Below are 20,938 nucleotides of genomic sequence, written 5' to 3'. Positions count from 1 at the left end.
GCAGCGGACTCCGGCCTGTCAACGCCAACAGGCCCTAGAACGACACCTCGGCCGGCTGCGTGACACGCAGCACCGACAGCTGTCCGGTCTGCCGTTTCCATGCGCTGCGAATGGCGTCGATCGCCGCGCGGTGCGCCGGCGTGTCCTCGTAGAGCAGGATCAGCAGCTTGGAGCGCAGGCGCTGCGGTGTGGGGTCTTTCGTCCCCTGCCACTGACCGTAGAGGTCGACGACGCTGAGTCCGCTCGGAAAGCGCGGCGTCACTTCGCGGTCGAGGAACGCCCGCCAGTCGGCTTCGCTGACGCCGCGCTCCGGCGCGCCGACCGGACCGATGCCGAAGTACAGCTCCGTGCGCACCCACCCCGATGCGGCTGCCGGGTGCGCAGGATCACCATGCAGGGCGGCGCCCGCTGATGCGGGCGCGGGCGCAGGCGCAGGCATTGCGCAGGCGGACAGCATTAACAGCGCGGCCAGCGCCGCGATCATCGCTTTCATCCGGGACTCCATCGAACGGATGCCGCAAACGGCGGCACCCGCCGATTAGAACGCACGCGGGCCACCGTCGGGAAATATCCCCGTGCTCAACCCTCCACAATGGCAACGACGCCAAGCCCGCCGGCCGCGCACATCGAGATCAGCGTCCGGCCGCGTTTGCCGGTTTTCGCACGATGCTCGGCCAATTGCTTGGCCGCCGCCGCCAGAATGCGCGCACCGGTGGCCGCGAACGGATGGCCAAGGCCAACCGAGCCGCCGTTGACGTTGAGCTTGGCACGGTCGATGCCGCCCAGTGCAGCGTCGAGCCCCAGCTTCTCCCGGCAAAAGCGTTCATCCTCCCAGGCCGCCAGCGTGCACAGCACCTGACCGGCAAAGGCTTCATGGATCTCGTAATAATCGAAATCCTGCAGGCTCAACCCGTTCCTCGCGAGCAGGCGCGGTACCGCGTAGGCCGGCGCCATCAGCAGACCCTCGGCGTCGGGGCCATAGAAGTCCACCGCCGCCGATTCGGCATCAATGAAATACGCCAGCGGCTCGATGCCGTGCGCCTGCGCCCAGGCCTCGGAGCTGAGCAGCGTCGCCGCGGCGCCGTCGGTCAGCGGCGTCGAATTGCCGGCCGTCAACGTGCCTAAACCGGAATGCCGGTCAAAGGCCGGCTTCAGCCTGCCGAGCTTTTCGAGCGAGCTGTCGGCGCGCAAATTGTTGTCGCGCGACAAGCCGCGGAACGGCACCACCAGATCGTCGTAAAAGCCACGCTCGTAGGCGGCGACGCCGTTGCGATGGCTGGCCAAGGCCAGCACGTCCTGCTCTTCACGCGTGATCTTCCAGTCCTTGACCATCAGCTCGCAGTGCTCGCCCATCGACAGGCCGGTGCGCCGTTCGTTGACGTTCGGCACCGACGGCGCCAGCATCGCCGGCCGCAACTCCAGCAGCGCCTGCAAACGCGCCTTGCGCGTCTTCGCGCGGTTGAAGCGCAGGATCAGCTTGCGCAGCCGCTCACTGAACGCAAGCGGCGCATCCGACGCGGAGTCGACGCCGCCGGCGATGCCGGACTCGATCTGCCCGAGTGCAATCTTGTTGGCGACCGCAATCGCCGTCTCCAGCGACGTCGCGCAGGCCTGCTGCACGTCGTAAGCCGGCGTTTGCGGCGCCAAGCTCGAGGCCATGGTCGCCTCGCGGCTGATGTTGGCGTCGCGCGAATGCTTGAGCACCGCGCCGCCGGCCACCTCGCCGAGGACTTCGCCGCGCAGACCGAAGCGGTCGGCCACGCCGTCGAGCACCGCGGTCAACATCTCGACGTTGCCGGCATCCTGATATTGCGTGTTCTGGCGGGCGAACGGAATGCGCGCACCGCCGAGAATCGCGACCTTTTTGACGGTCTTCATCCGCTGACTCCTGACCGGGCCGTGGCTCGGTTTAATTAAATTATGATCATAATTCTATAGCATGAATAAGGTCGGTGCGTCGATCTTCAAGGGTTCAGGGCGAGGCCTGTGATTCACCGTCCGCCGCCGGTGACTCGGTCCAGGCTCGCGTCACGCGCCGGTGCGTGAACTCGATCCACAGCACCGACGGATCGGCTTTGTCGCCGAGATACATCCAACGCTCGCCGAGCACATAGCGCGGATCGGAGTCGTTGGCGTACAGCGGCTGCGCGCTATCCGGATAGCGGCCGATATCGCGTCGCACCGCGGCATCCGCCTCACCGAGCCGTATCGTATTGCCATGCCATGAGACCGGCTTGTCGGTGACCAACGGTCCCATCGTCGACGCCATCGCGGCCGTTGCCGTCAGCAAGGACAGCCCGGCCCAGTACCCGATCCTGCGCATCATCTGCCATCCTCCGCGCTTCGCGTCCACAGCCGGCTTACCGCCGCCTGTGATGTGCTTTCACGGTCACTGTGCCCGAGTGCATTTCCGCCGGCAACGCAGTACGCGTTCCTTTCAGTGAGCTGCCATCCGCGCATCGATGACGGCCACGATCGTCACCGACTGCACGGGTTTTGCTTGCCGCTGCAGCGCCCCCTGATGGAGACCCCTGATGCCTGCCGTACCCCGTCCCCCCTTGATCGCCCGCCTGCTGCCGGGCCTGTTCGCCATCTTCGCGAGCGTCGCCGCCCAGGCCGCCGCGCCCGCCCCCAGCTTCGATCCGCGCCAGACCTTTGCGCCGCTGACGCTGCCGACACCGGTCAATCGCTACCGCTCGGCCAACGGCGCGCCCGGCCCCGACTACTGGCAAAACCGCGCCGACTACCAGATCAACGCGCGCCTCGACACCCAGACGCAGCAACTCAGCGCCGACGAAACGATCACCTACACCAACAACAGCCCGGACACGCTGCAGGGTCTGTGGCTGCAGATCGAGCAGAACATCTACAAGCCGGGCTCGCGTTCGAGCTTCGCCAGCGGCTGGCGCCGCAAGCCGGATCAGGTGACGGACGGCTATCAGTTCGACAAGGTCGAGGTCGAGTACCAGGGCAAGCGCTACGCCGCGCAGACCGTGATCAGCGATTCGCGCATGCAGGTGCGCCTGGCGGAGCCCCTGCCCGGCAAGGGCAGCAAACTCGAGCTGCACATCGTCTACCACTACGAATTCCCCGGCACCTTCGGCGGCCGCACCGCCTGGCTCGACACGCCGAACGGCCGCATCTACGACGTCGCTCAGTGGTATCCGCGCATGGCGGTATATGACGATGTGCGCGGCTGGGACACGCAGCCGTATCTGGGCTCTGAGTTCTATCTCGAATACGGCGACTTCGATTATCGCGTGACGGTGCCGTCGGACATGGTCGTGGCCGGTGCCGGTGAGCTGGTCAACCCTGGCGAGGTGCTCAGCAGCGAACAGCAGCAGCGCCTCAAACAAGCGCGTGCGTCCAACCAGACGGTGATGATCCGCACGCCGGCCGACGTCGAGGCCGCGGCGCAGAGCAGCGCCAGCGGCGAGAAGACCTGGCATTTCCGCATGAAGAACACGCGTGATGCCGTGTTCGCCGCATCCAAGGCCTTCGTCTGGGATGCCGCGCGCATCAATCTTCCGGACCACAAGACGTCGATCGCGATGTCGTTTTACCCGGTCGAATCGTCGGGCAACGACAAGTGGGGCCGCTCCACCGAGTATCTGAAGGACTCGGTCGAGAACTACTCGAAGCGCTGGTTCGTCTATCCGTATCCGGCGGCGATCAATGTCGGCGGCCCGGTCGGCGGCATGGAATATCCGGGCATCCTCTTCGATCACTGGAAGAGCCAAGGCAAGCAGTTGTTCTGGATCACGGCGCACGAGATCGGTCATGCCTGGTTCCCGATGATCGTCGGCTCCAACGAGCGTCGCGACGCGTGGATGGACGAAGGCATCAACACCTTCATCGACACCTATGAGTCGGACGACTTCAATCACGGCGAATTCGCACCGAAGCGCGACGCGGAATACGCGCCGGGCGGCGGTGCGCCGGCCGACGAGATCGAACCCATCCTCGAAGATCAGGATGCGCCGCCGCCGATGCTGCGCGCCGACGCGATCTCAGAGAAATACCGTCATCCGATCAGCTACTTCAAGGCCGCCTACGGCCTGGTACTGCTGCGCGAGCAGATCCTCGGCCCCGAACGCTTCGACTGGGCGTTCCGCAAGTACATCGCCGATTGGGCCTACAAGCACCCGACGCCGTCCGACTTCTTCCGCGCGATGGACAGCGCCGGCGGCGAGGATCTGGGCTGGTTCTGGCGCGGCTGGTTCTTCAACAACTGGACGCTGGACCTGGCGGTCGGCGGCATCGACCACGACGACAAGGCGCCTGACGAACCGGTCGTCGTGCACATCGTCAACCGCGATCAGCTGGTATTGCCGGCCACGGTGCGCATCGACTTCGCCGACGGCACCCACCGCGATGTGCGGCTGCCGGTCGAAACCTGGCTGCAGAAGAAGGACTACGCGCTGCACCTGCCGGCCTCGCCGGCCGTGGCGCGGGTCACGATCGACCCCGATCACCTGATCCCCGATCGCGACCGCAGCAACAACGTCTACATCGTCGGCAAGGCGACGAAGTGAGGCATGGTCCGCCGCCGGGATCTCCCGGCGGCGGACCGTTTCACGCTACTGACCGCCGAGCAGGCCGCCCAACACACCGCCGAGCCCGCCCGCGGCACCCCCTTCGGTCAAGGTCTTCAAGGCCGGCACCGACGCGATCACTTGGTTGAGCAGCGCCGGATCGACGTGCTTCGACAATTGCTGCAGCAGCGCCGGTACGAACTGCGCGATCGTCTGCGCGTTGAGGCCGGACTTCTCCAGGGTCGCCACCAAGGCCGCGGCGCCAGCCGCACCGGATTCGCCGGCCAGGCCGCCGAGCAGCCCGCCGAGCAGGCCACCGCCGGCGTGTCCGCTGTCCGGCGCCTTGTTCAACCATTCAGCGATCTGCGGCGCCGCCGCGATCAACTGCTGAAACGCCGTGCCTTCGGCATGCTGCTGCGCAAACTTGAACAGGCTGCCGGCTGCGCCTTCGACCTGCGCCGGCGACAGATGGAACTGCTGCGCCAGCGCATCGACGATCGTGCTCATCTTGTGTCCTTCGAAAAGTGGTGGGCGCCATGCCCCGACATGGCCCGCCGATGATAGCGGGCCACGACGCGCATCAGGCATGCGTCAGGCGTTGGCCGCCACGCGCGGTGCCAGATCGTCGCGGACCGCCATCACCTGCACCGGCACGCCATTGAGCGCCGCGTTGCCGGACAGCCGATCCAGATAACGGTCGTCGGTCAGATCGTTGGCGGACTGTCCGGCATGCGCCTGCGCGACGCGCTGCTGCACACCCGGTCGCGCATGGCCCCAGCCGTGCGGCAGCGACACCACGCCGCGCATGATCTGTTCGGTGGCCATGACCTCGACGTCGATTTCGCCGACGCGCGAGGCGATGCGCACGCGCTGACCGTCGAGCAGGCCGCGCGCCTCGAGATCGGCCGGATGCATGTAGAGCTGGTGGCGCGGCTTGCCCTTCACCAGCCGCTGCGCGTTGTGCATCCACGAGTTGTTGCTGCGCACATGGCGACGACCGATCAGCCACAGCTCGCCGTCGCGCGGCGCCTGGGTCTGCAGCTCGGCGAGCACGCGGTCGTAGCGTTGCAGCTCGGCGCGCAGCGCATCGTTGAGCAAGGCAATGCGCCGCTCGCGATGGCAGAGCCGCCGCGGCAGCGCCTCGCGCAGCGCGCCGAGGTCGATGCCGTGTGGCGCGGCGCGCAAGGCCTTCAGCGACAACCGCTGCGGACGGCCCTTGCCGTAGGGACCGCGCTTGAGCGCCTGGTCCAGCAGCCAGTGCGGCGGCAGGCGCTCGGCGACTTCCGCGCGCAGGCGGGCCGACAGCCGCTGCAGCATGGGCTTGGACCGCCCGCTGCCGAGCCGCGCGCGCAGGCGCCGGCCGAGTCCGGCGAAGATTTGCCAGTCGTGCAGCGCGCCCTCGGGCTTGGCGAAGATCGCCGGGCTGTACTTCGCGGTATTGCGCATCGCGAAGTGATGGAAGATCAGGTCGTAGTGATCGTGTTCGAGGCCGCCGGTCGGCGGCAGGATGTAGTCGGCGAAGCGCGTCGTTTCGTTGCGATAGCAGTCGATGGCCACCATGAAATCGAGCGTGCCCAATGCCTGTTCGAGCTGGCGGCCGTTGGGCGTCGACAACACCGGATTGCCGGCGATCGTCACCAGCGCGCGAATCTGACCGTCGCCGGGCGTGAGGATTTCCTCGGCCAGCGCCGCCACCGGCAGCTCGCCGCCGAATTCCGGCAGGCCGCGCACGCGCGAGCGCCAGGCGTCGTAATGACCGGGCTTGGAGCCCGGCCCCTTGATCAGGTCCATCGCCGGGTGCGGAAACATCATGCCGCCGGGCCGGTCGAGATTGCCGGTGACGATGTTCAGTGCCGCGATCGCCCACTGGCACAGCGTGCCGTGCGCCTGTGTCGACACGCCCATGCGGCCGTAGACCGCGGCGGCCGGCGACGCTACCAGCTCGCGCGCCAACGCACGAATCGTATCGGCGTCGATCCCACAAACGGCGGCGGCGCGCTCCGGCGTGAACGGTGCGACCCGGTGCGCCGCGTCCTCGAGGCCGTCGCAGAAATCGGCCAGCCGACCCGGCCGCGCCAGGTTCTCGGCAAAGATCACCTGCAGCAGCGCCAACAGCAGCGCGGCGTCGCCACCGGGGCGAATGAAATGGTGGGCGTCGGCGATTTCGGCAGTTTCGGTATGACGCGGATCGACGACGATCAGCCGCCCGCCGCGCGCCTGCATGGCCTTGATGCGCTTGCGCACGTCCGGCACCGTCCACAGGCTGCCGTTCGACGCCAGCGGGTTGGCGCCGAGCATCAGAATCATCTGGCTGCGATCGATGTCCGGCACCGCGACCATCAACTGATGCCCATACAGCCAGTAGCTGACGAGCTGGTGCGGCAACTGATCGACCGATGTCGCGGAAAACCGGCTGCGCGTCTTCAGCGGCCCGAACAGTGCGCTGCTGTGCGTCATGATCCCCCAGTTGTGGACGCTGGGGTTGCCCATGTAACCGCCGATGGCCTGACCGCCGTGTGCCCGGTGGATGGCGGCGAGACGGTCGGCGACTTCGTCGAGCGCCTGTTCCCAGCCGATCTCCTGCCACTGGTCGCCCACGCGCTTCTGCGGCCGGCGCAGACGGTCCGGATCCTCGTGCAGATCCTGCAAGGCGACGGCCTTGGGGCAGATGTGACCGCGCGACAACGGGTCCTGCTCGTCGCCGCGGATCGACACGATGCGCCCGTCGCGTACGCGAAACTCCAGGCCGCAGATCGCCTCGCAAAGGTTGCAGGCACCGTAATGCACGTGCTCGGCCATGTCATTCTCCTCTCGCCGGCCTGGCTATTTATGCAGCGATCATAACCGCCGTTCAGCCATTAGCGATTACCATGACGGAATCTTCCGCCGGAGGCCCGACATGCTCATCACCAATGCTCACATCATCAACGAAGGACACGAAACGGCCGCAGACCTGCTGATCAAGAACGGCCGCATCGAAAAAATCGCGCCGAAGATCGACGCGCCGGCCGGCGTCGAGGTCTTCGATGCCGGCGGTCATTGGCTGCTGCCGGGCGTGATCGACGATCAGGTGCATTTCCGCGAGCCGGGCCTGACGCACAAGGGCGATCTGTACACCGAATCGCGCGCCGCCGTCGCCGGCGGCACGACCAGCTACTTCGACATGCCGAACAACAAGCCGGCGATCACCACCCGCGCGCTGCTCGCCCAGAAGTATGCGAACACGGCCGGCCGCTCGTTCGCCAACTATGCGTTCTACTTCGGCGGCGCCAACGACAACCTCGAGGAAATCGCCGCACTCAAGCGCGACGAGGCCTGCGCGCTGAAGGTGTTCATGGGCGCCTCGACCGGCAACATGCTGGTCGACGATCCGAAGACGCTCGAAGGCATCTTCGCGCGCTCGCCGCTGATGGTCGTCACGCATTGCGAGGACACGCCGATGATCGTCGCCAACGAAGCCAAGGCCCGCGAAAAGTACGGCGAGGACGTGCCGATCGCCGAGCATCCGCGGATCCGCTCGGCCGAGGCCTGCTACAAATCGACCGATCTGGCGACCGGCCTGGCCAAGAAGTACGGCGCCGACCTGCATGTGCTGCATCTGACCACGGCACGCGAACTGTCGTTCTTCACGCCGGGGCCGATCAAGGGCAAGAAGATCACCGTCGAGGCCTGCGTCCATCACCTGTATTTCGACGAGAGCGACTACGCGGCGCTCGGCACGCTGATCAAGTGCAACCCGGCGATCAAGACCGCCGAGGACCGCAAGGCGCTGCTGCACGCGGTGATGGAAGACCGCATCGACGTCATCGCCACCGACCATGCGCCGCATACCGCCGAGGAAAAAGCCAACACCTATTTCAAGGCGCCGTCCGGCCTGCCGCTGGTGCAGCACTCGCTGCTGATGCTGATCGATCTGGTCAAGCGCGGCGAGCTGAACCTGCGCACCGTCGTCAACAAGACCAGCCACGCCGTCGCCGAGCGCTTCGGCATCCAGGATCGCGGCTACATCCGCGAGGGCTATTTCGCCGATCTGGTGCTCGTCGACCCGCACGGCACCACCACGGTGAAGAAGGAAGACGTGCTCTACAAGTGCGGCTGGTCTCCGGTCGAAGGCCGCACATTCCCGGCCAAGGTCCTGGCCACCTGGGTCAACGGCGGCCTCGCCTATCGCGACGGCGTCGTCAACGAACAGCCGCTCGGCGAGCGCATCCGCTTCGTCTGACGACATCGGCCGCCTCCCGGCCACACGGGAGGCGGCCGCACCGGGACCCCGCATGGAAAGCCGCTGCCCGTGGTGTCTGTCGACACCCGACTACATTCGCTACCACGACGAGGAATGGGGCAAGCCGCAGCACGACGATCGGGTGTTGTTCGAGTTTCTGATCCTCGAAGGCGCGCAGGCCGGGCTGTCGTGGCGGACCATCCTCGAAAAGCGCGGCGGCTATCGCAAAGCCTTCGCCGATTTCGATGCGCAGAAGGTCGCGCGCTACAGCGACGCCAGGCTCGAAAAGCTGATGCTCGATCCCGGTATCGTCCGCAATCGCCTGAAGATCTGGTCGGCGCGCACCAATGCGCAGGCCTTTCTCAAGGTACAGGCCGAGTTCGGCAGCTTCGATGCCTACCTGTGGGCCTACGTCGATGGACAACCACTGGACAACGGCGCGCGCAGCCCGAAGGACGTGCCAGCCAAGACGCCGCTGTCCGATCGCATCAGCAAGGATCTGCTCAAGCGCGGCTTCAAGTTCGTCGGCAGCACCATCGTCTATGCCTATCTGCAGGCGGTCGGCGTGGTGAACGACCATCTCGTCGACTGTCCACAATATCGCGCCCGCTGAAGCGCGACCGGACTCAGTGCACGGCACGCGGCACGATCAGCGACGTGCCGGCCGCGTCGACCATGCGGCACAACTCGATGCCGTAGACGCTCGACAAGCGCTGCGGCTCCAGCGCCTGCTCGGCGACGCCGCAGGCGCAGAGCCGGCCGCCGGACAGCACCGCGATCTCGTCGGCGTGACGCGCCGCCAGGTTGAGGTCGTGCAGCACCGCGACGACGCCATAGCCGTCGTGCGCGAGACGCCGCGCGAAGCGCAGGATGAAGTGCTGATGCGCAATGTCGAGTCCGGCTTCGGGCTCGTCGAGCAGCAGATAGGCCGGTACGTCACCGCGCTCCCAGATCTGCGCGAGCACGCGCGCCAGCTGCACGCGCTGCTGCTCGCCGCCGGACAGCTCGAGATAGTTGCGCCGTGCCAGATGCGCGGCGCAGGTCGCTTCAAGCGCGGCGTTGGCGATGCGCTCGTCACGCACGGCGATGCGGTGGCAGCGTGAGCTGCGACCGAGCAACACCACCTCGCGCGCGGTGAAACCGAAGGCCAGCTGCACGTTCTGCGACAGTACCGCGCGGCGCTGCGCGAGCACTTCGGGCTCCCAGTCGGCCAGCGGTTCGCCATCCAGCGTTGCTTCGCCGCGCGTTGCGTCGAGACGCCCCGACAGCAGCCCCAGCGCCGTCGACTTGCCGGCGCCGTTCGGCCCGATCAGCGCCAGCAGCCGGCCCGGCTTCACGGCCAGTGACAGCTCGTCGACGATACAGCGGCCATGAACGGAGTAGGAAGCAGATTCGAGTGCGAGCATCAGTCGGTCTCCACGATCGGGGTGCGCAGCAGGAGCCACAGGAAAAACGGTCCGCCGACCAGCGCGGTCAGCACACCGAGCGGCAGTTCGGCCGGCACCGCGACGGTGCGCGCCAGCGTGTCGGCCGCCGGCACCAGCGCTGCACCGCCAAGCGCCGAAGCCGGCAGCAGCAGGCGATGATCGGGGCCAAAACCGAGCCGCAGCAGATGCGGCACGACGAGTCCGACGAAGCCGATGACGCCAGTGAACGCAACCGCGGCGCTGACCATCAGCGCCGTCAGCGCCAGCAACAGTCGCTGCACGCGCGCCGGACGGAACCCGAGGAATGCCGCTTCGCGATCGCCGAGCAGCAGCGCGTTGAGTGCGCGCGCCTGCAACGGCAGGAGCAGCAACGGCACGCCGATGCACGGTGCGACAATGGCCAGCCGCCGCCAGTCGATGCCGGCCAGACTGCCGAGCGACCAGAACGTCAGATCGCGTAGCTGGCGCTCACTGGCGAGGTACTGCAGCCAGCCGATACCGGCGAAGCCGATCGCATTGATCGCGACACCCGCAAGCAGCAGCGTCGCCACACCCGGCCGGCGCCGACCGATCAGCCAGACGCTGAACGTGGCAACGACGCCGCAGACGAACGCGCCGGCGGCAACCCCATCCGGCGAGGCACCGCCGGCGAACAGCCAGTGACCGCAGACGATGGTCGCGACCGCACCGAATGCGGCGCCCGACGACACGCCGATCAGCGCCGGATCGGCGAGCGGGTTGCGGAACAGGCCCTGCATCGCGACGCCGGCCGCGGCCAGGCCGGCGCCGACCAGTGCGCCGAACAGCAGGCGCGGCAGACGCAGCGCCAGCACGATCGCATCGTCTCCCTGTGCCGGTACGCCGGCGGCAGCGCGCCACAGCGCCGACAGCGCATCGGCGGCGCCGACGTCGGTGGCACCCGACGCAAGCCCCCAGAGCAGCACCGCCAACACCAGCAGCGCCAGCGCACCGAGCAGCAGCGGCGTGCGCCGGCGTCGCGAGACGGCCGGCGGCGCCGGCAGCGTCGTCGCCATCTCGTTCATGGCGCGTCGAGCGCCGCCAGTCGCGCCTGCAGCTTTGCGGCATCGTCGACGGTGCGCATGCTGAAGCCGAGCAGCGCCTGACCGTCGACCGCGATCACGCGCCGCGCACGCCCAGCGGGCGTCTGCGCGACGGCCGGCTGCGCCAGCAACGCATCGGCGTCGACGCCGCCGCCGGTGTCCATCAGTAGCAGCACATCGGGCTTGAGCGCGATCAGCGATTCCGGCGTCAGCGGCTTGTAGCCGCTGTAAGCGCGCACGACGTTGTCACCGCCGGCCAGCGCGATCGCCGCGTCGGCGGCGGTGCCGCGGCCGGCAACCATCAGGGCGCCGGACGCAGCGCTCATCACGAATACCGTACGCGGACGCGTCTTCATCGCCGCAACCTTCGTCTGCAGCGTCTGGGCTTGCCGCTCGATGGCCGACGCCAGCGCCTCGGCCGCCGCGCGGCGGTCAAGCAGTGCACCGATACTGCGAACCTTGGCGGCGATCTGCGCCGGCGTGCGCGTTTCCGGCACGACCTGCACGTCGATGCCGGCGTCACGCAACTGCGAAACGACGGTCGGCGGCCCGACGTCGTGCGTGGCGATCACCAGCGTCGGCCGCAGCGCGACAATGCCTTCGGCACCGAGCTGGCGCACATAGCCGACATCGGGCAGCGCTCGCGCCGCCGCCGGCCAGATGCTGGTGCTGTCGACGGCAACCAGCTCATCGCCGGCGCCGAGCGCATAGACCACCTCGGTCACGTCGCCACCGAGCGCGATGACACGCGCACCGTCGGCGGCCTGCGCCGCCGGCACGCCGACCAGCAACGCGAACGACAGCAGCCACTTATGCATCGAGCGCTCCCAACAGTTCGCGCCAGCCGGTCTGTTCGGGAATACCCGGCTTGCGTTCGCCGAACAGTGTCAGCACCAGCGTACCGTCGGCGTCGAAGAACTCGAGCGAGTGAATGTCGCCGTCCTCGGACGGCCGGCGCACGATCCAGCTCGACGCGATCGCCGCGGCGTTCGCATGCAGATTGAAGTGCTCGTCCATGACATTGAACCAAGGCCCGGTCGCCAGCAGACGCTGCACGCGGCCGGTGTAGATCTGTACGACGCCGGCGTTGCCGACGAAGGCCATGATCGACTGGCCACGTTCGGCCGCCAGCCGCAGCGCCCGTTCCAGCGTGCCGGCCGGCAATGGCTGCGCCCAGTCGCGGCCGGCCGCTTCGAGCGCGCTGAGCCGGTCGACGTCATGGCGGCGCAGCATGCCGTTGAACTGATGCAGATCGGTGATCGTCGCCCAGTCGGCGAGCAGCGCCTGACGATCCAGCGGCGCGCGACGCGGTGGCGGCGTGACCGGCGCCACCAGTTCGAGCGCCGGCCGCTGCTCGGCAGCGCGCAAGCGTGCGACCAGCGACGTCCAGGCCGGCCGCGCTTCGTCGTCGAAGCGGTAGACCTTCAGCAGCGCACCGCCGGCGGCGTGAAAGAACTGCAGGCTGTCGCGACCGCCGGCATCGGCCTGCAACACCGCGTACGCATACGCCCACTGGTCGAAGAACAGGCGCAGGTCGATCTCGCCCAGGCACAGGCCGATCCGGCCATTGGCCGAGACATCCAGATCGCGCAGCGGTCCCTTGGTCTCGTGCACGACGGTCTCGTTGCGCGCCAAGGTCATCACCCGCCCCAGCGACTCGACCGACTTCATGATCGCGCTCGGCGCCGCATCGAGGCGCACGACCGTCTCCGGGGCCTCGGTCAATAACAGCTCCATCTCCGACACGCCGAGCTGCGCCGCCGCGTCGCGGATCCGCAATCGCGGCTGCCGCGCCCGCAGCTGCGACCAACGCGCCGGCAGCGTCAGAGGCACCACCGTATCGTCCGCCACCGCGTCCATCCCGTTGTTCATCTGTCTTGCTCCATCGTTCAGGTTTGGGGAGCCTGCGGTCCGCCTCGGCGCCTGCCGGCTGGTTTACAGCAATCCTTTTGTAAATGATAATCACAATCACTTGCGATTGTGGAGATGGCGCCGCAGGGGAGCCGGTTTACCGCCTGATGGCGGCGCCGCGCTCGTCGCCACAGACCGCGCACGCACGCTCTCCGCCGGGCTCCGGAGCGGCGCGCGAACGCGCTCGCACGCGTAAGTCCTTCCTCCAGCCAGCCGAGCCGCGCGCCAGCCAGCGATGTCTCTCAACTACTGGGGTTATTCATGCGTGAACGAAGTGACTGGCGGCGCACGGCCGCCGTCGTGGCGACATTCGCCAGCCTGCTGACCATCTGCACCGCAGCGGCGGCGCAGGACAGCACCACCGCCGACGACGGCACCGCACAGCAGCCCACCCGCCTGCAAGCCGTCAAGGTGCAGGCCACCGCCGACGCCGACACGTCCTCGCCCGGCAAGCCCGCGGCGCTGACCCGCCACACCGACAAGCAGACGCTGACGACGCTGCAGATCGATAGTCTCGCCGACTACGCGCGACGCCTCGACGCCGGCGTCGACTTCGACAGCAACAACCAGAGCGTCAACATCCGCGGCCTCGACGAGAACCGCGTGTTGACGACGATCGACGACATTCGCATTCCGTGGCTCGACGACGGCGCGCGCGGCGTCCAGGGCGGCGTCAGCACCTATGACTTCGACTCACTGTCGGCGATCGACGTCGTCAAGAGCGCCGATTCGAGCTTCTTCGGTACCGGCGCGCTCGGCGGCGTGCTGGCGCTGCAGACGATGAACCCCGAGGATCTGCTCGGCGACGACAAGACCGTCGGCAGTCTGACCAAGGCGATCTACAACGGCAGCGACGATAGCTGGGGACTGCACCAGGCGCTCGCCGGCCGCCTCGGCGACACACTGCTGCTCGTGCAAGCTGGCTACCGGCGCGGCAACGAGCTCGACAACAAGGGTGATGTCGGCGGCACCGGCAGCACGCGCAGCAAGCCGAATCCGTCCGACTATGACCAGGACAATCTGCTGGTAAAGCTCAATCAGTACCTCGCCGGCGGCCATCGCCTCGGCTTCACCGGCGAACTGTTCACGCGCGACGAGGACATCGACACGCTGACCAGCGTCGGCTCGACGTACAGCCGCTACGACACCGACGAAATCAACAAGCGGCAGCGCGCAGTGCTGCGCTACGACTACCTCGCCGAGCGCGACAGCGGCCTGGTGCGCCAGGCGCACGCCAATCTGTACGTGCAGCGCGTGACCATGCAGACCAATACCGACGCCTACCGCACGACGCTGCCGATCGGCACCTACGACCGCGACAGCGATCTCGAAGAACGCTCGTACGGCCTCAACGGCTACACCGAACTCGGCTTCGCCAGCGGTCCGCTGCAGCACCATCTGAGCCTCGGCGGCGAGGCGTTCCTGACGCGTACCACGCAGTACGCGGCCGGCGAGGACAACTGCACGGCGCTGATCCCGACCTGTCTGTTCCTGCACGTCAACCAGTCCGACATGCCCGACGTCGACGGCACGACGCTGGGCCTGTACGTGCAGGACCGCATCAGCGACACGGACGATCGCGTGCGCGTCACGCCCGGCCTGCGCTATGACGCCTACCGCCAGGATCCGCAGGAAACAGCCAGCTACACCGACAATGCCGCGTACGAAGGCTTGCCGCCGGATTCGAAGGATCACAAGTTCTCGCCGAAGCTGATGCTCGAATGGCAGGCCGTGCCGGGCGGCTGGCTGTACGCGCAGTGGGCGCAGGCGTTCCGCGCACCGAGCGCCACCGAGCTGTATCTGACCTACGGCGGCTCCGGCACCTACGTCAGCGTCGGCAATCCGGACCTGAAGCCGGAAACCAGCAACGGCTATGAACTCGGCTTCAAGTACGGTGACGAGCGGCGCGGCGCCGGCATCAGCCTTTACGACAACCGCTACCGCAACTTCATCGACTCGATCACGACCACCGCCGCCGATGCCGGCCTCGATGGCAGCTATCCGTACGGCGTGTTCCAGTACGTGAACCGCCTGCACGTCGAGATCTATGGCATCGAGGCACAGGCGCGCTGGACCTTCGACAGCGGCTGGCACGGCTGGACGTCGATCGTCTACGCGGTCGGCAAGGACACCGACGAGGACGAGCATCTGAACTCGATTCCTCCGCTCAAGGGCATCGTCGGCGCCGGCTACCAAGCCCGGACCTGGGGCTCGGACCTGTCGATGACCGCCGCCGATCACCGCAACAAGGTCGAGGACGACAGCTCGGACCTGAACAAGACGCCTGGCTATGCGATCGTCGATCTGACCGGCTGGTGGCAGCCCGAGGCACTCGGCGGCCTGCGCCTGCAGGCCGGTGTATTCAATCTGTTCGACCGCCTCTACTACAAGGCGCTGGATCTGCCGGACTCGGCGTCGCAGCCGAAGGCGTATTACAGCCAGCCGGGTCGCGCGTTCAAAGCGTCACTGCAATATCAGTTCTGAACTGTGGGGGCAGGTGCGGCGTCGCGCCTGCCCTTTCACATGCTCGACGCGGCCGCCAAGATCGCCGCCACCGACAAACCCTTGACCTTGGCCTATGGTCCAGGGTTTACGATGACGCTCCATTGCACGATCAGGAGCGCAACATGCCCGCGACACTGACGATCGGACGGCTGGCCGAACAGGCCGGTGTCGGTACCGATACCGTGCGCTACTACGAGCGCGTCGGCCTGCTGCCGACGCCACCGCGACGCGCGTCCGGCTACCGCGATTATCCGGCCGACAGCGTGCAGCGCCTGCGCTTCATCAACCGCGCCAAGGAACTCGGCTTCACGCTCGGCGAGATCGGCGAGCTGCTGGAGCTGAGCGGACGTCGCGAGCACGGCGCCGCCGACGTCAAACGCGCCGCCGAAGCCAAGCTCGCCGTTGTCGAGCACAAGCTCGCCGAGTTGCAGCGCGTGCGCGACGGCCTGCGCACCCTGATCGACGCCTGCCCGGGCCACGGCCCCTTGCAACACTGCCCCATCGTCCGCGCCCTGTCCGGCGAGGAGACCCCATGAACGATCTCAGCACTCCAAAGCCCAGCACCGCGACCGATCCGGTCTGCGGCATGAGCGTCAATCCCGCCGCCGGCAAGCCTCGTCACGAGCACAACGGCCAGACTTATTGGTTCTGCTGCGACGGCTGCCGCAAGAAGTTCGCCGCTGATCCGGGCGCCTATCTGAAAACCCAAGCCACCCCCGGTGGTTGCTGCGGCAGCGCGGCCAAGACGCCCGCCGCACCGGCGACCGCGACCGACCCGGTCTGCGGCATGAGCGTCGACACCGCCGCCGGCAAACCCCATCACCAGCACGACGGCCAGACCTATTGGTTCTGCTGCGACGGCTGCCGCAAGAAGTTTGCGGCCGATCCGGCCGCCTATCTGCACGCACAGAAAAAGTCCGCTGGCTGCTGTGGCAGCCAGCCCGCGACCAGTGACGCCGAAACGGCGACCGACCCGGTCTGCGGCATGCAGGTCGAGGTGGCCACCAGCACCCGCCACAGCGCCTGGCAGGGCCAGACCTATCACTTCTGCTCCGACCACTGCCTGCACAAGTTCAGCGCCGATCCGCAGCACTGGATCACCCGCGACCCGCACCAGGTCGACGCCAGCAACGTGCCGGAAGGCACGATGTGGATTTGCCCGATGGACCCCGAGGTCCGTCAGGATCATCCGGGCGCCTGCCCGAAATGCGGCATGGCGCTGGAGCCCGAATCACCGACCGCCGGCCCGGAAGACGACAGCGAGCTGCGCGACATGCGCCGCCGCTTTGTCATCGGCCTCGCGTTCAGCATTCCGCTGCTGTGGCTGAGCATGGGCACGATGCTGCCGGGTGCGGCGAGTCCGCTGCACTGGCTGGCGCCGCGCGTCGACGCCTGGCTGCAACTGCTGCTGGCGCTGCCGGTGGTGCTGTGGGCCGGCGCGCCGTTCTGGCAGCGCGGCTGGGCATCGCTGGTCTATCGCAGCCTCAACATGTTCACGCTGATCGGCCTCGGCGTCGCCAGCGCGTTCGCGTTCAGCATCGTCGCGTTGTTGGCGCCACACTGGCTGCCGGCGACCGACGGCATGCCGGACCTCTATTTCGAGGCCGCCGCCGTCATCACCACGCTGGCGCTGCTCGGCCAGGTGCTCGAGCTGCGTGCCCGCGCGCAGACGTCCGGCGCGATCCGCGCGCTGCTGGCATTAGCGCCGCCGCAAGCACATCGGCTCGACGGCAACGACCACGAAAGCGACGTGCCGCTCGAATCGGTCGCGGTCGGCGACCGACTGCGCGTACGTCCCGGCGAGAAAATGCCGGTCGACGGCACGGTGCTCGACGGCGACACGCATGTCGACGAGTCGATGCTGACCGGCGAGTCGTCGCCGCAGCGCCGCCGTCGCGGCGATACCGTCACGGCCGGCAGCGTCAACGGCAGCGGCACGCTGCTGATCGAGGCGAAGCACGTCGGCAATGACACCCTGCTCGCACAAATCGTCAAACAGGTCGCGCAGGCGCAGCGCTCGCGCGCACCGGTGCAAAGGCTCGCCGACCGTGTCGCCGCGATCTTCGTGCCGGCCGTCATCACGATCGCGGTGCTGGCCGGGCTCGGCTGGGCCTGGTTCGGCCCGGCGCCGGTCGCCGCGCACGCGCTGGTCGCCGCCGTTTCGGTGCTGATCGTCGCCTGCCCCTGCGCGCTGGGCTTGGCGACGCCAATGTCGATCATGGTCGGCGTCGGCCGCGGCGCGCAGCTCGGCGTGCTGATCCGCGACGCCGCCGCGCTGGAGACCCTGCAGACCATCGACACCCTGGTCGTCGACAAGACCGGCACATTGACCGAGGGCAAGCCGAGTCTGCGCAAAGTCGCCGCCCTCGACGGCGTCGACGAGCAGCGCGTGTTGCAGCTTGCGGCGTCGGTCGAGTCGGCGAGCGAGCATCCGCTGGCCCGCGCCATCGTCAACGCCGCCAAGGCGCGCGACCTGGCGTTGCCGACAGCCCAGAACTTCGGTTCCGATCCGGGGCTCGGGGTCTGGGCGCAGGCCGACGGCGCCGAGGTGCTGGTCGGCAATGTCGCGCTGCTGCAGCAGCGCGGCGTCGACGCCGCGGCACTCAGCAGCGCCGCATCGACGCTGCGCGAGCACGGCGATACCGCGGTGCTGGTGGCCATCGACGGTCAGCCGGCCGGCGTGCTGGCGATCGCCGATGCGATCAAGGCCGGCACCCTCGATGCCCTGCGCGATCTGCATGCGGCCGGCGTCCGTGTGTTGATGGTGACCGGCGATCACACGGTGACCGCCCAAGCCGTCGCGAAGGAACTCGGGATCGACGAGGTCGTCGCCGAAGTGCTGCCGGCCGACAAGGCGGCCGTCGTCACCCGTCTGCAGCGCGAGGGCCGCCGCGTAGCGATGGCCGGCGACGGCGTCAACGACGCCCCGGCGCTGGCGACTGCCAACGTCGGTATCGCCATGGGCACCGGCACCGACGTGGCGATGGAATCGGCCGGCGTCACCCTGCTCTCGGGCGATCTGCGCGGTATCGCGACGGCGCTGCGCCTGTCGCGCGCGACGATGCGCAACATCCGCCAGAACCTGCTGTTCGCGTTCGGCTACAACGCGCTCGGCGTGCCGATCGCCGCCGGCCTGCTCTACCCGCTGACCGGCTGGTTGCTGTCGCCGATGCTGGCCAGCGCGGCAATGAGCTTGTCGTCGGTATCGGTGATCGGCAACGCCCTACGACTGCGTGGCTGGCATCTCAAAGCCCCGAAGACCCCCTGAAACCGTCGCAAAATCAGCGATCTGACAGCCAGTTGTCAGCGCCGTCCGTTGGCCTCAAACACAGCCGACGGACGGTGCTTGCAAAGCGCCACCGTCAATAGTTACATTCGTCAATGTCACATTGACGGAGCGAGACATGACGGACCCTGAATTCCGCGACGAACAGCCGGCGATCATGCCGATTCGCCGCGACCTGCACTTCAAGCTGCCCGCGGCACGCGTCGGCGACTGGCATAACGAGGGCCGCCACGTCAGCCACTTCTTCAATGCCCTGTCGCTGTTCTTCCCGGACGGCGAGCGCTTCTTCATCCATGCGGTCCGTCACTACCGCAACCAGATCCAGGAACCGGAACTGCAGCGCGCCGTCACCGCGTTCATCGGCCAGGAAGCGATGCACGGCCGCGAGCATACCGAGTGCAACGAAATGCTCGACGAAGCCGGCCTGCCCGGCGCGCCGCTGCAGGGTTTCGTCTACAAGCTAACGGAGTTCATGAAGCGCGTGCTGCCGAAATCCTCGCAGTTGTCGATCACCATCGCGCTCGAACATCTGACCGCGATCATGGCCAACAGCCTGCTGCAGGACTCGCGCGTGGTCGGCAACGCCGAGCCGCATTTCGCACGGCTGTGGCGCTGGCATGCGCTCGAAGAGACCGAGCACAAGGCGGTTGCCTATGATGTCTGGGCCGCGACCATGGGCCGCAACCCGTTGCGCTATCTGCAGCGCGTGATGGGTCTGATCACCGCCAGCTTCGTGTTCTGGCCGCTGGTGGCGATCTTCATGTGGCGCCTGACGCGCGCCGACGCCGGCGCCCGCGCCGAGCGCGGTGGCTGGTGGCGCACGCTGCGCTTCCTGTTCGGCACGCCGGGGCCGCTGCGCCGCGCGATCGGCGAATGGTTCGACTACTTCAAGCCGGGCTTCCATCCCTGGGATCACGACAACCGCGAGTACCTCGGCGGCATCGAGCCGCTGCTGCGTGATCTCGAAGGTGACACCCTCGCCCGCGCGGCCTGAGTGCAGATTGGCGCCTGCGGCCAAGGCGATGGCGCGGATGCTGGCTTATGATCCGCGCCATGGTCATGTCCCCCGAAGACGGTAACGACGAGACCCCGGCGCACGACGCCGAGTCCGATCGCGCCGAGCACGACGAATACACCATCGACGAACTGGCGCGCGCCGGCGGCGCCACGGTGCGCAACGTCCGCGCGTATCAGGATCGCGGCCTGCTGAGTCCTCCCGAACGACGCGGTCGCGTCGGCATCTACACCGGCGAGCACCTGCGACGGCTCAAGCTCGTCAACCAGCTGCTGAGCCGCGGCTACACGATTGCCAACATCCAAGAGCTGATCGAAGGCCTGGAAAAAGGCCAGCAGTTGCGCGACATCCTCGGCCTCGAGCGTGCGATCAGCACGCCGTGGTCGAGCGAAGCGCCGCGTCTGTTCACGATGCCGGAGCTGCTGCGCATGTACGGCATCAGCGCCTTCGCGCCCGCAACGCTGAGCCGCGTCCTGCGCCTCGGCATCCTGGTGCCGGACGGCATCCGCTTTCGCGCACCGAACCCGAAGATCCTACTAGCCGGCGCCGAGTTGACCCGCGCCGGCATGTCACTCGATGACCTGCTGACGCTGGTCGAGCACCTGCGCAGCCACGTCCAGCACGTCGCCGACGAGATGGTGCAGGTCATCGTGCGCCTGCTCGACCGCTATAACGGCGGCCTGCCGCCGCCCGAGGACGTGCCCAAGCTTGCCGATGTGATCTGGCGTCTGCGGCCACTGGCGGTGATGGCCGTCGACTCGGAAATCTCGCGCGCACTCGAAAAGTCAGCGAGCAAATTTCTCGGCGACCGCATTGCGCAAATCCTCGAACAGCAGATCAAACCGCCGCCGGCGTCTTAGAAGAAGCTCAACAGCGGGAACCGCAGATTACGCAGATTTCGCCGACAAAGCGGCGACATTCGGCAACGACACGACCTTCGCGCAAGCTTCCGGTGCAGCGCAAGCACCCGAGCCCG

The 20,938-nt window shown here is 67.5% G+C and carries 17 protein-coding genes; 8 read left to right on the top strand and 9 right to left on the bottom strand.

The genetic code is table 11. From position 1 onward, the window contains the following. Positions 1–34 precede the first annotated feature (34 nt). From G7Y82_RS08570 to G7Y82_RS08560, 3 genes are all read right to left on the bottom strand, one after another. Entirely contained in the window at positions 35–493 is a 459-nt protein-coding gene (locus tag G7Y82_RS08570; RefSeq protein WP_168147636.1) for a DUF3574 domain-containing protein, read from the bottom strand. 86 nt (positions 494–579) lie between these two features. Then, positions 580–1,878 carry an acetyl-CoA C-acetyltransferase gene (locus tag G7Y82_RS08565; protein WP_168147635.1) on the bottom strand — a complete coding sequence of 433 codons (1,299 nt, stop codon included), beginning with the start codon at positions 1,876–1,878 and terminating at the stop codon, positions 580–582. Between the two features lie 94 nt (positions 1,879–1,972). Then, positions 1,973–2,326, bottom strand: a complete 354-nt coding sequence (locus G7Y82_RS08560) for a hypothetical protein (protein ID WP_168147634.1) — start codon at positions 2,324–2,326, stop codon at positions 1,973–1,975. A gap of 205 nt (positions 2,327–2,531) precedes the next feature. Here G7Y82_RS08560 and G7Y82_RS08555 point away from each other — a divergent pair, with 205 nt between their 5' ends. Beyond that, on the top strand, positions 2,532–4,535 hold the full coding sequence (locus tag G7Y82_RS08555; RefSeq protein WP_436286669.1) for a M1 family metallopeptidase: 2,004 nt from the start codon (positions 2,532–2,534) through the stop codon (positions 4,533–4,535). A gap of 45 nt (positions 4,536–4,580) precedes the next feature. Here the strand turns inward: G7Y82_RS08555 and G7Y82_RS08550 are convergent, their stop codons facing one another. Next, positions 4,581–5,042: a DUF2780 domain-containing protein gene (locus G7Y82_RS08550; protein ID WP_168147632.1), complete on the bottom strand. Its 462-nt coding sequence runs from the start codon at positions 5,040–5,042 to the stop codon at positions 4,581–4,583. Positions 5,043–5,126: 84 nt separating this feature from the next. Continuing rightward, positions 5,127–7,334, bottom strand: coding sequence for a molybdopterin oxidoreductase family protein (locus G7Y82_RS08545; protein WP_168147631.1), 2,208 nt, complete (start codon positions 7,332–7,334; stop codon positions 5,127–5,129). A gap of 100 nt (positions 7,335–7,434) precedes the next feature. Here G7Y82_RS08545 and G7Y82_RS08540 point away from each other — a divergent pair, with 100 nt between their 5' ends. Both G7Y82_RS08540 and G7Y82_RS08535 read left to right on the top strand, forming a co-directional pair. Further along, complete coding sequence (locus G7Y82_RS08540; RefSeq protein WP_168147630.1) at positions 7,435–8,757, top strand: dihydroorotase; 1,323 nt, start codon at positions 7,435–7,437, stop codon at positions 8,755–8,757. A 52-nt stretch (positions 8,758–8,809) separates the two neighbouring features. After that, the gene (locus tag G7Y82_RS08535; RefSeq protein ID WP_168147629.1) at positions 8,810–9,370 is read left to right on the top strand and encodes a DNA-3-methyladenine glycosylase I; all 561 of its coding nucleotides are present in this window, start codon (positions 8,810–8,812) and stop codon (positions 9,368–9,370) included. 13 nt (positions 9,371–9,383) lie between these two features. Here G7Y82_RS08535 and G7Y82_RS08530 read toward each other — a convergent pair whose 3' ends face one another. From G7Y82_RS08530 to G7Y82_RS08515, 4 genes are read right to left on the bottom strand one after another with little or no spacing between them, the layout of a single operon-like run. Then, positions 9,384–10,163, bottom strand: a complete 780-nt coding sequence (locus G7Y82_RS08530) for a heme ABC transporter ATP-binding protein (RefSeq protein ID WP_168147628.1) — start codon at positions 10,161–10,163, stop codon at positions 9,384–9,386. Further along, on the bottom strand, positions 10,163–11,227 hold the full coding sequence (locus G7Y82_RS08525; protein WP_206370496.1) for a FecCD family ABC transporter permease: 1,065 nt from the start codon (positions 11,225–11,227) through the stop codon (positions 10,163–10,165). The genes G7Y82_RS08530 and G7Y82_RS08525 overlap by 1 nt, the downstream gene beginning before the upstream one ends. Beyond that, entirely contained in the window at positions 11,224–12,063 is an 840-nt protein-coding gene (locus G7Y82_RS08520) for a heme/hemin ABC transporter substrate-binding protein (RefSeq protein ID WP_168147627.1), read from the bottom strand. Before G7Y82_RS08520 ends, G7Y82_RS08525 begins: the two co-directional genes overlap by 4 nt. Further along, positions 12,056–13,117, bottom strand: coding sequence for a hemin-degrading factor (locus G7Y82_RS08515; RefSeq protein ID WP_206370495.1), 1,062 nt, complete (start codon positions 13,115–13,117; stop codon positions 12,056–12,058). The genes G7Y82_RS08520 and G7Y82_RS08515 overlap by 8 nt, the downstream gene beginning before the upstream one ends. Before the next feature lie 300 nt (positions 13,118–13,417). On the opposite strand from G7Y82_RS08515, the gene G7Y82_RS08510 reads away from it, so the two are divergent. The 5 genes from G7Y82_RS08510 (at position 13,418) to G7Y82_RS08490 (ending at position 20,822) form a co-directional block, all read left to right on the top strand. Then, on the top strand, positions 13,418–15,640 hold the full coding sequence (locus G7Y82_RS08510; protein WP_168147626.1) for a TonB-dependent hemoglobin/transferrin/lactoferrin family receptor: 2,223 nt from the start codon (positions 13,418–13,420) through the stop codon (positions 15,638–15,640). Positions 15,641–15,783: 143 nt separating this feature from the next. Beyond that, positions 15,784–16,197: a heavy metal-responsive transcriptional regulator gene (locus G7Y82_RS08505; protein ID WP_168147625.1), complete on the top strand. Its 414-nt coding sequence runs from the start codon at positions 15,784–15,786 to the stop codon at positions 16,195–16,197. Then, positions 16,194–18,929: a heavy metal translocating P-type ATPase gene (locus G7Y82_RS08500; protein ID WP_168147624.1), complete on the top strand. Its 2,736-nt coding sequence runs from the start codon at positions 16,194–16,196 to the stop codon at positions 18,927–18,929. The genes G7Y82_RS08505 and G7Y82_RS08500 overlap by 4 nt, the downstream gene beginning before the upstream one ends. A 136-nt stretch (positions 18,930–19,065) precedes the next feature. Then, positions 19,066–19,941 (top strand): metal-dependent hydrolase, encoded by an 876-nt coding sequence (locus tag G7Y82_RS08495; protein WP_206370494.1) that lies wholly within the window; start codon positions 19,066–19,068, stop codon positions 19,939–19,941. Positions 19,942–20,000: 59 nt separating this feature from the next. Beyond that, complete coding sequence (locus tag G7Y82_RS08490) at positions 20,001–20,822, top strand: MerR family transcriptional regulator (protein ID WP_240954185.1); 822 nt, start codon at positions 20,001–20,003, stop codon at positions 20,820–20,822. The last annotated feature ends 116 nt before the right edge of the window (positions 20,823–20,938 follow it).

The organism is Solimonas marina, from assembly GCF_012241385.1.
GTDB classification, from domain to species: domain Bacteria; phylum Pseudomonadota; class Gammaproteobacteria; order Nevskiales; family Nevskiaceae; genus Solimonas; species Solimonas marina.
Note: the sequence above shows the minus strand (reverse complement) of the source record. Positions and strands in the feature narration are given on the sequence as shown.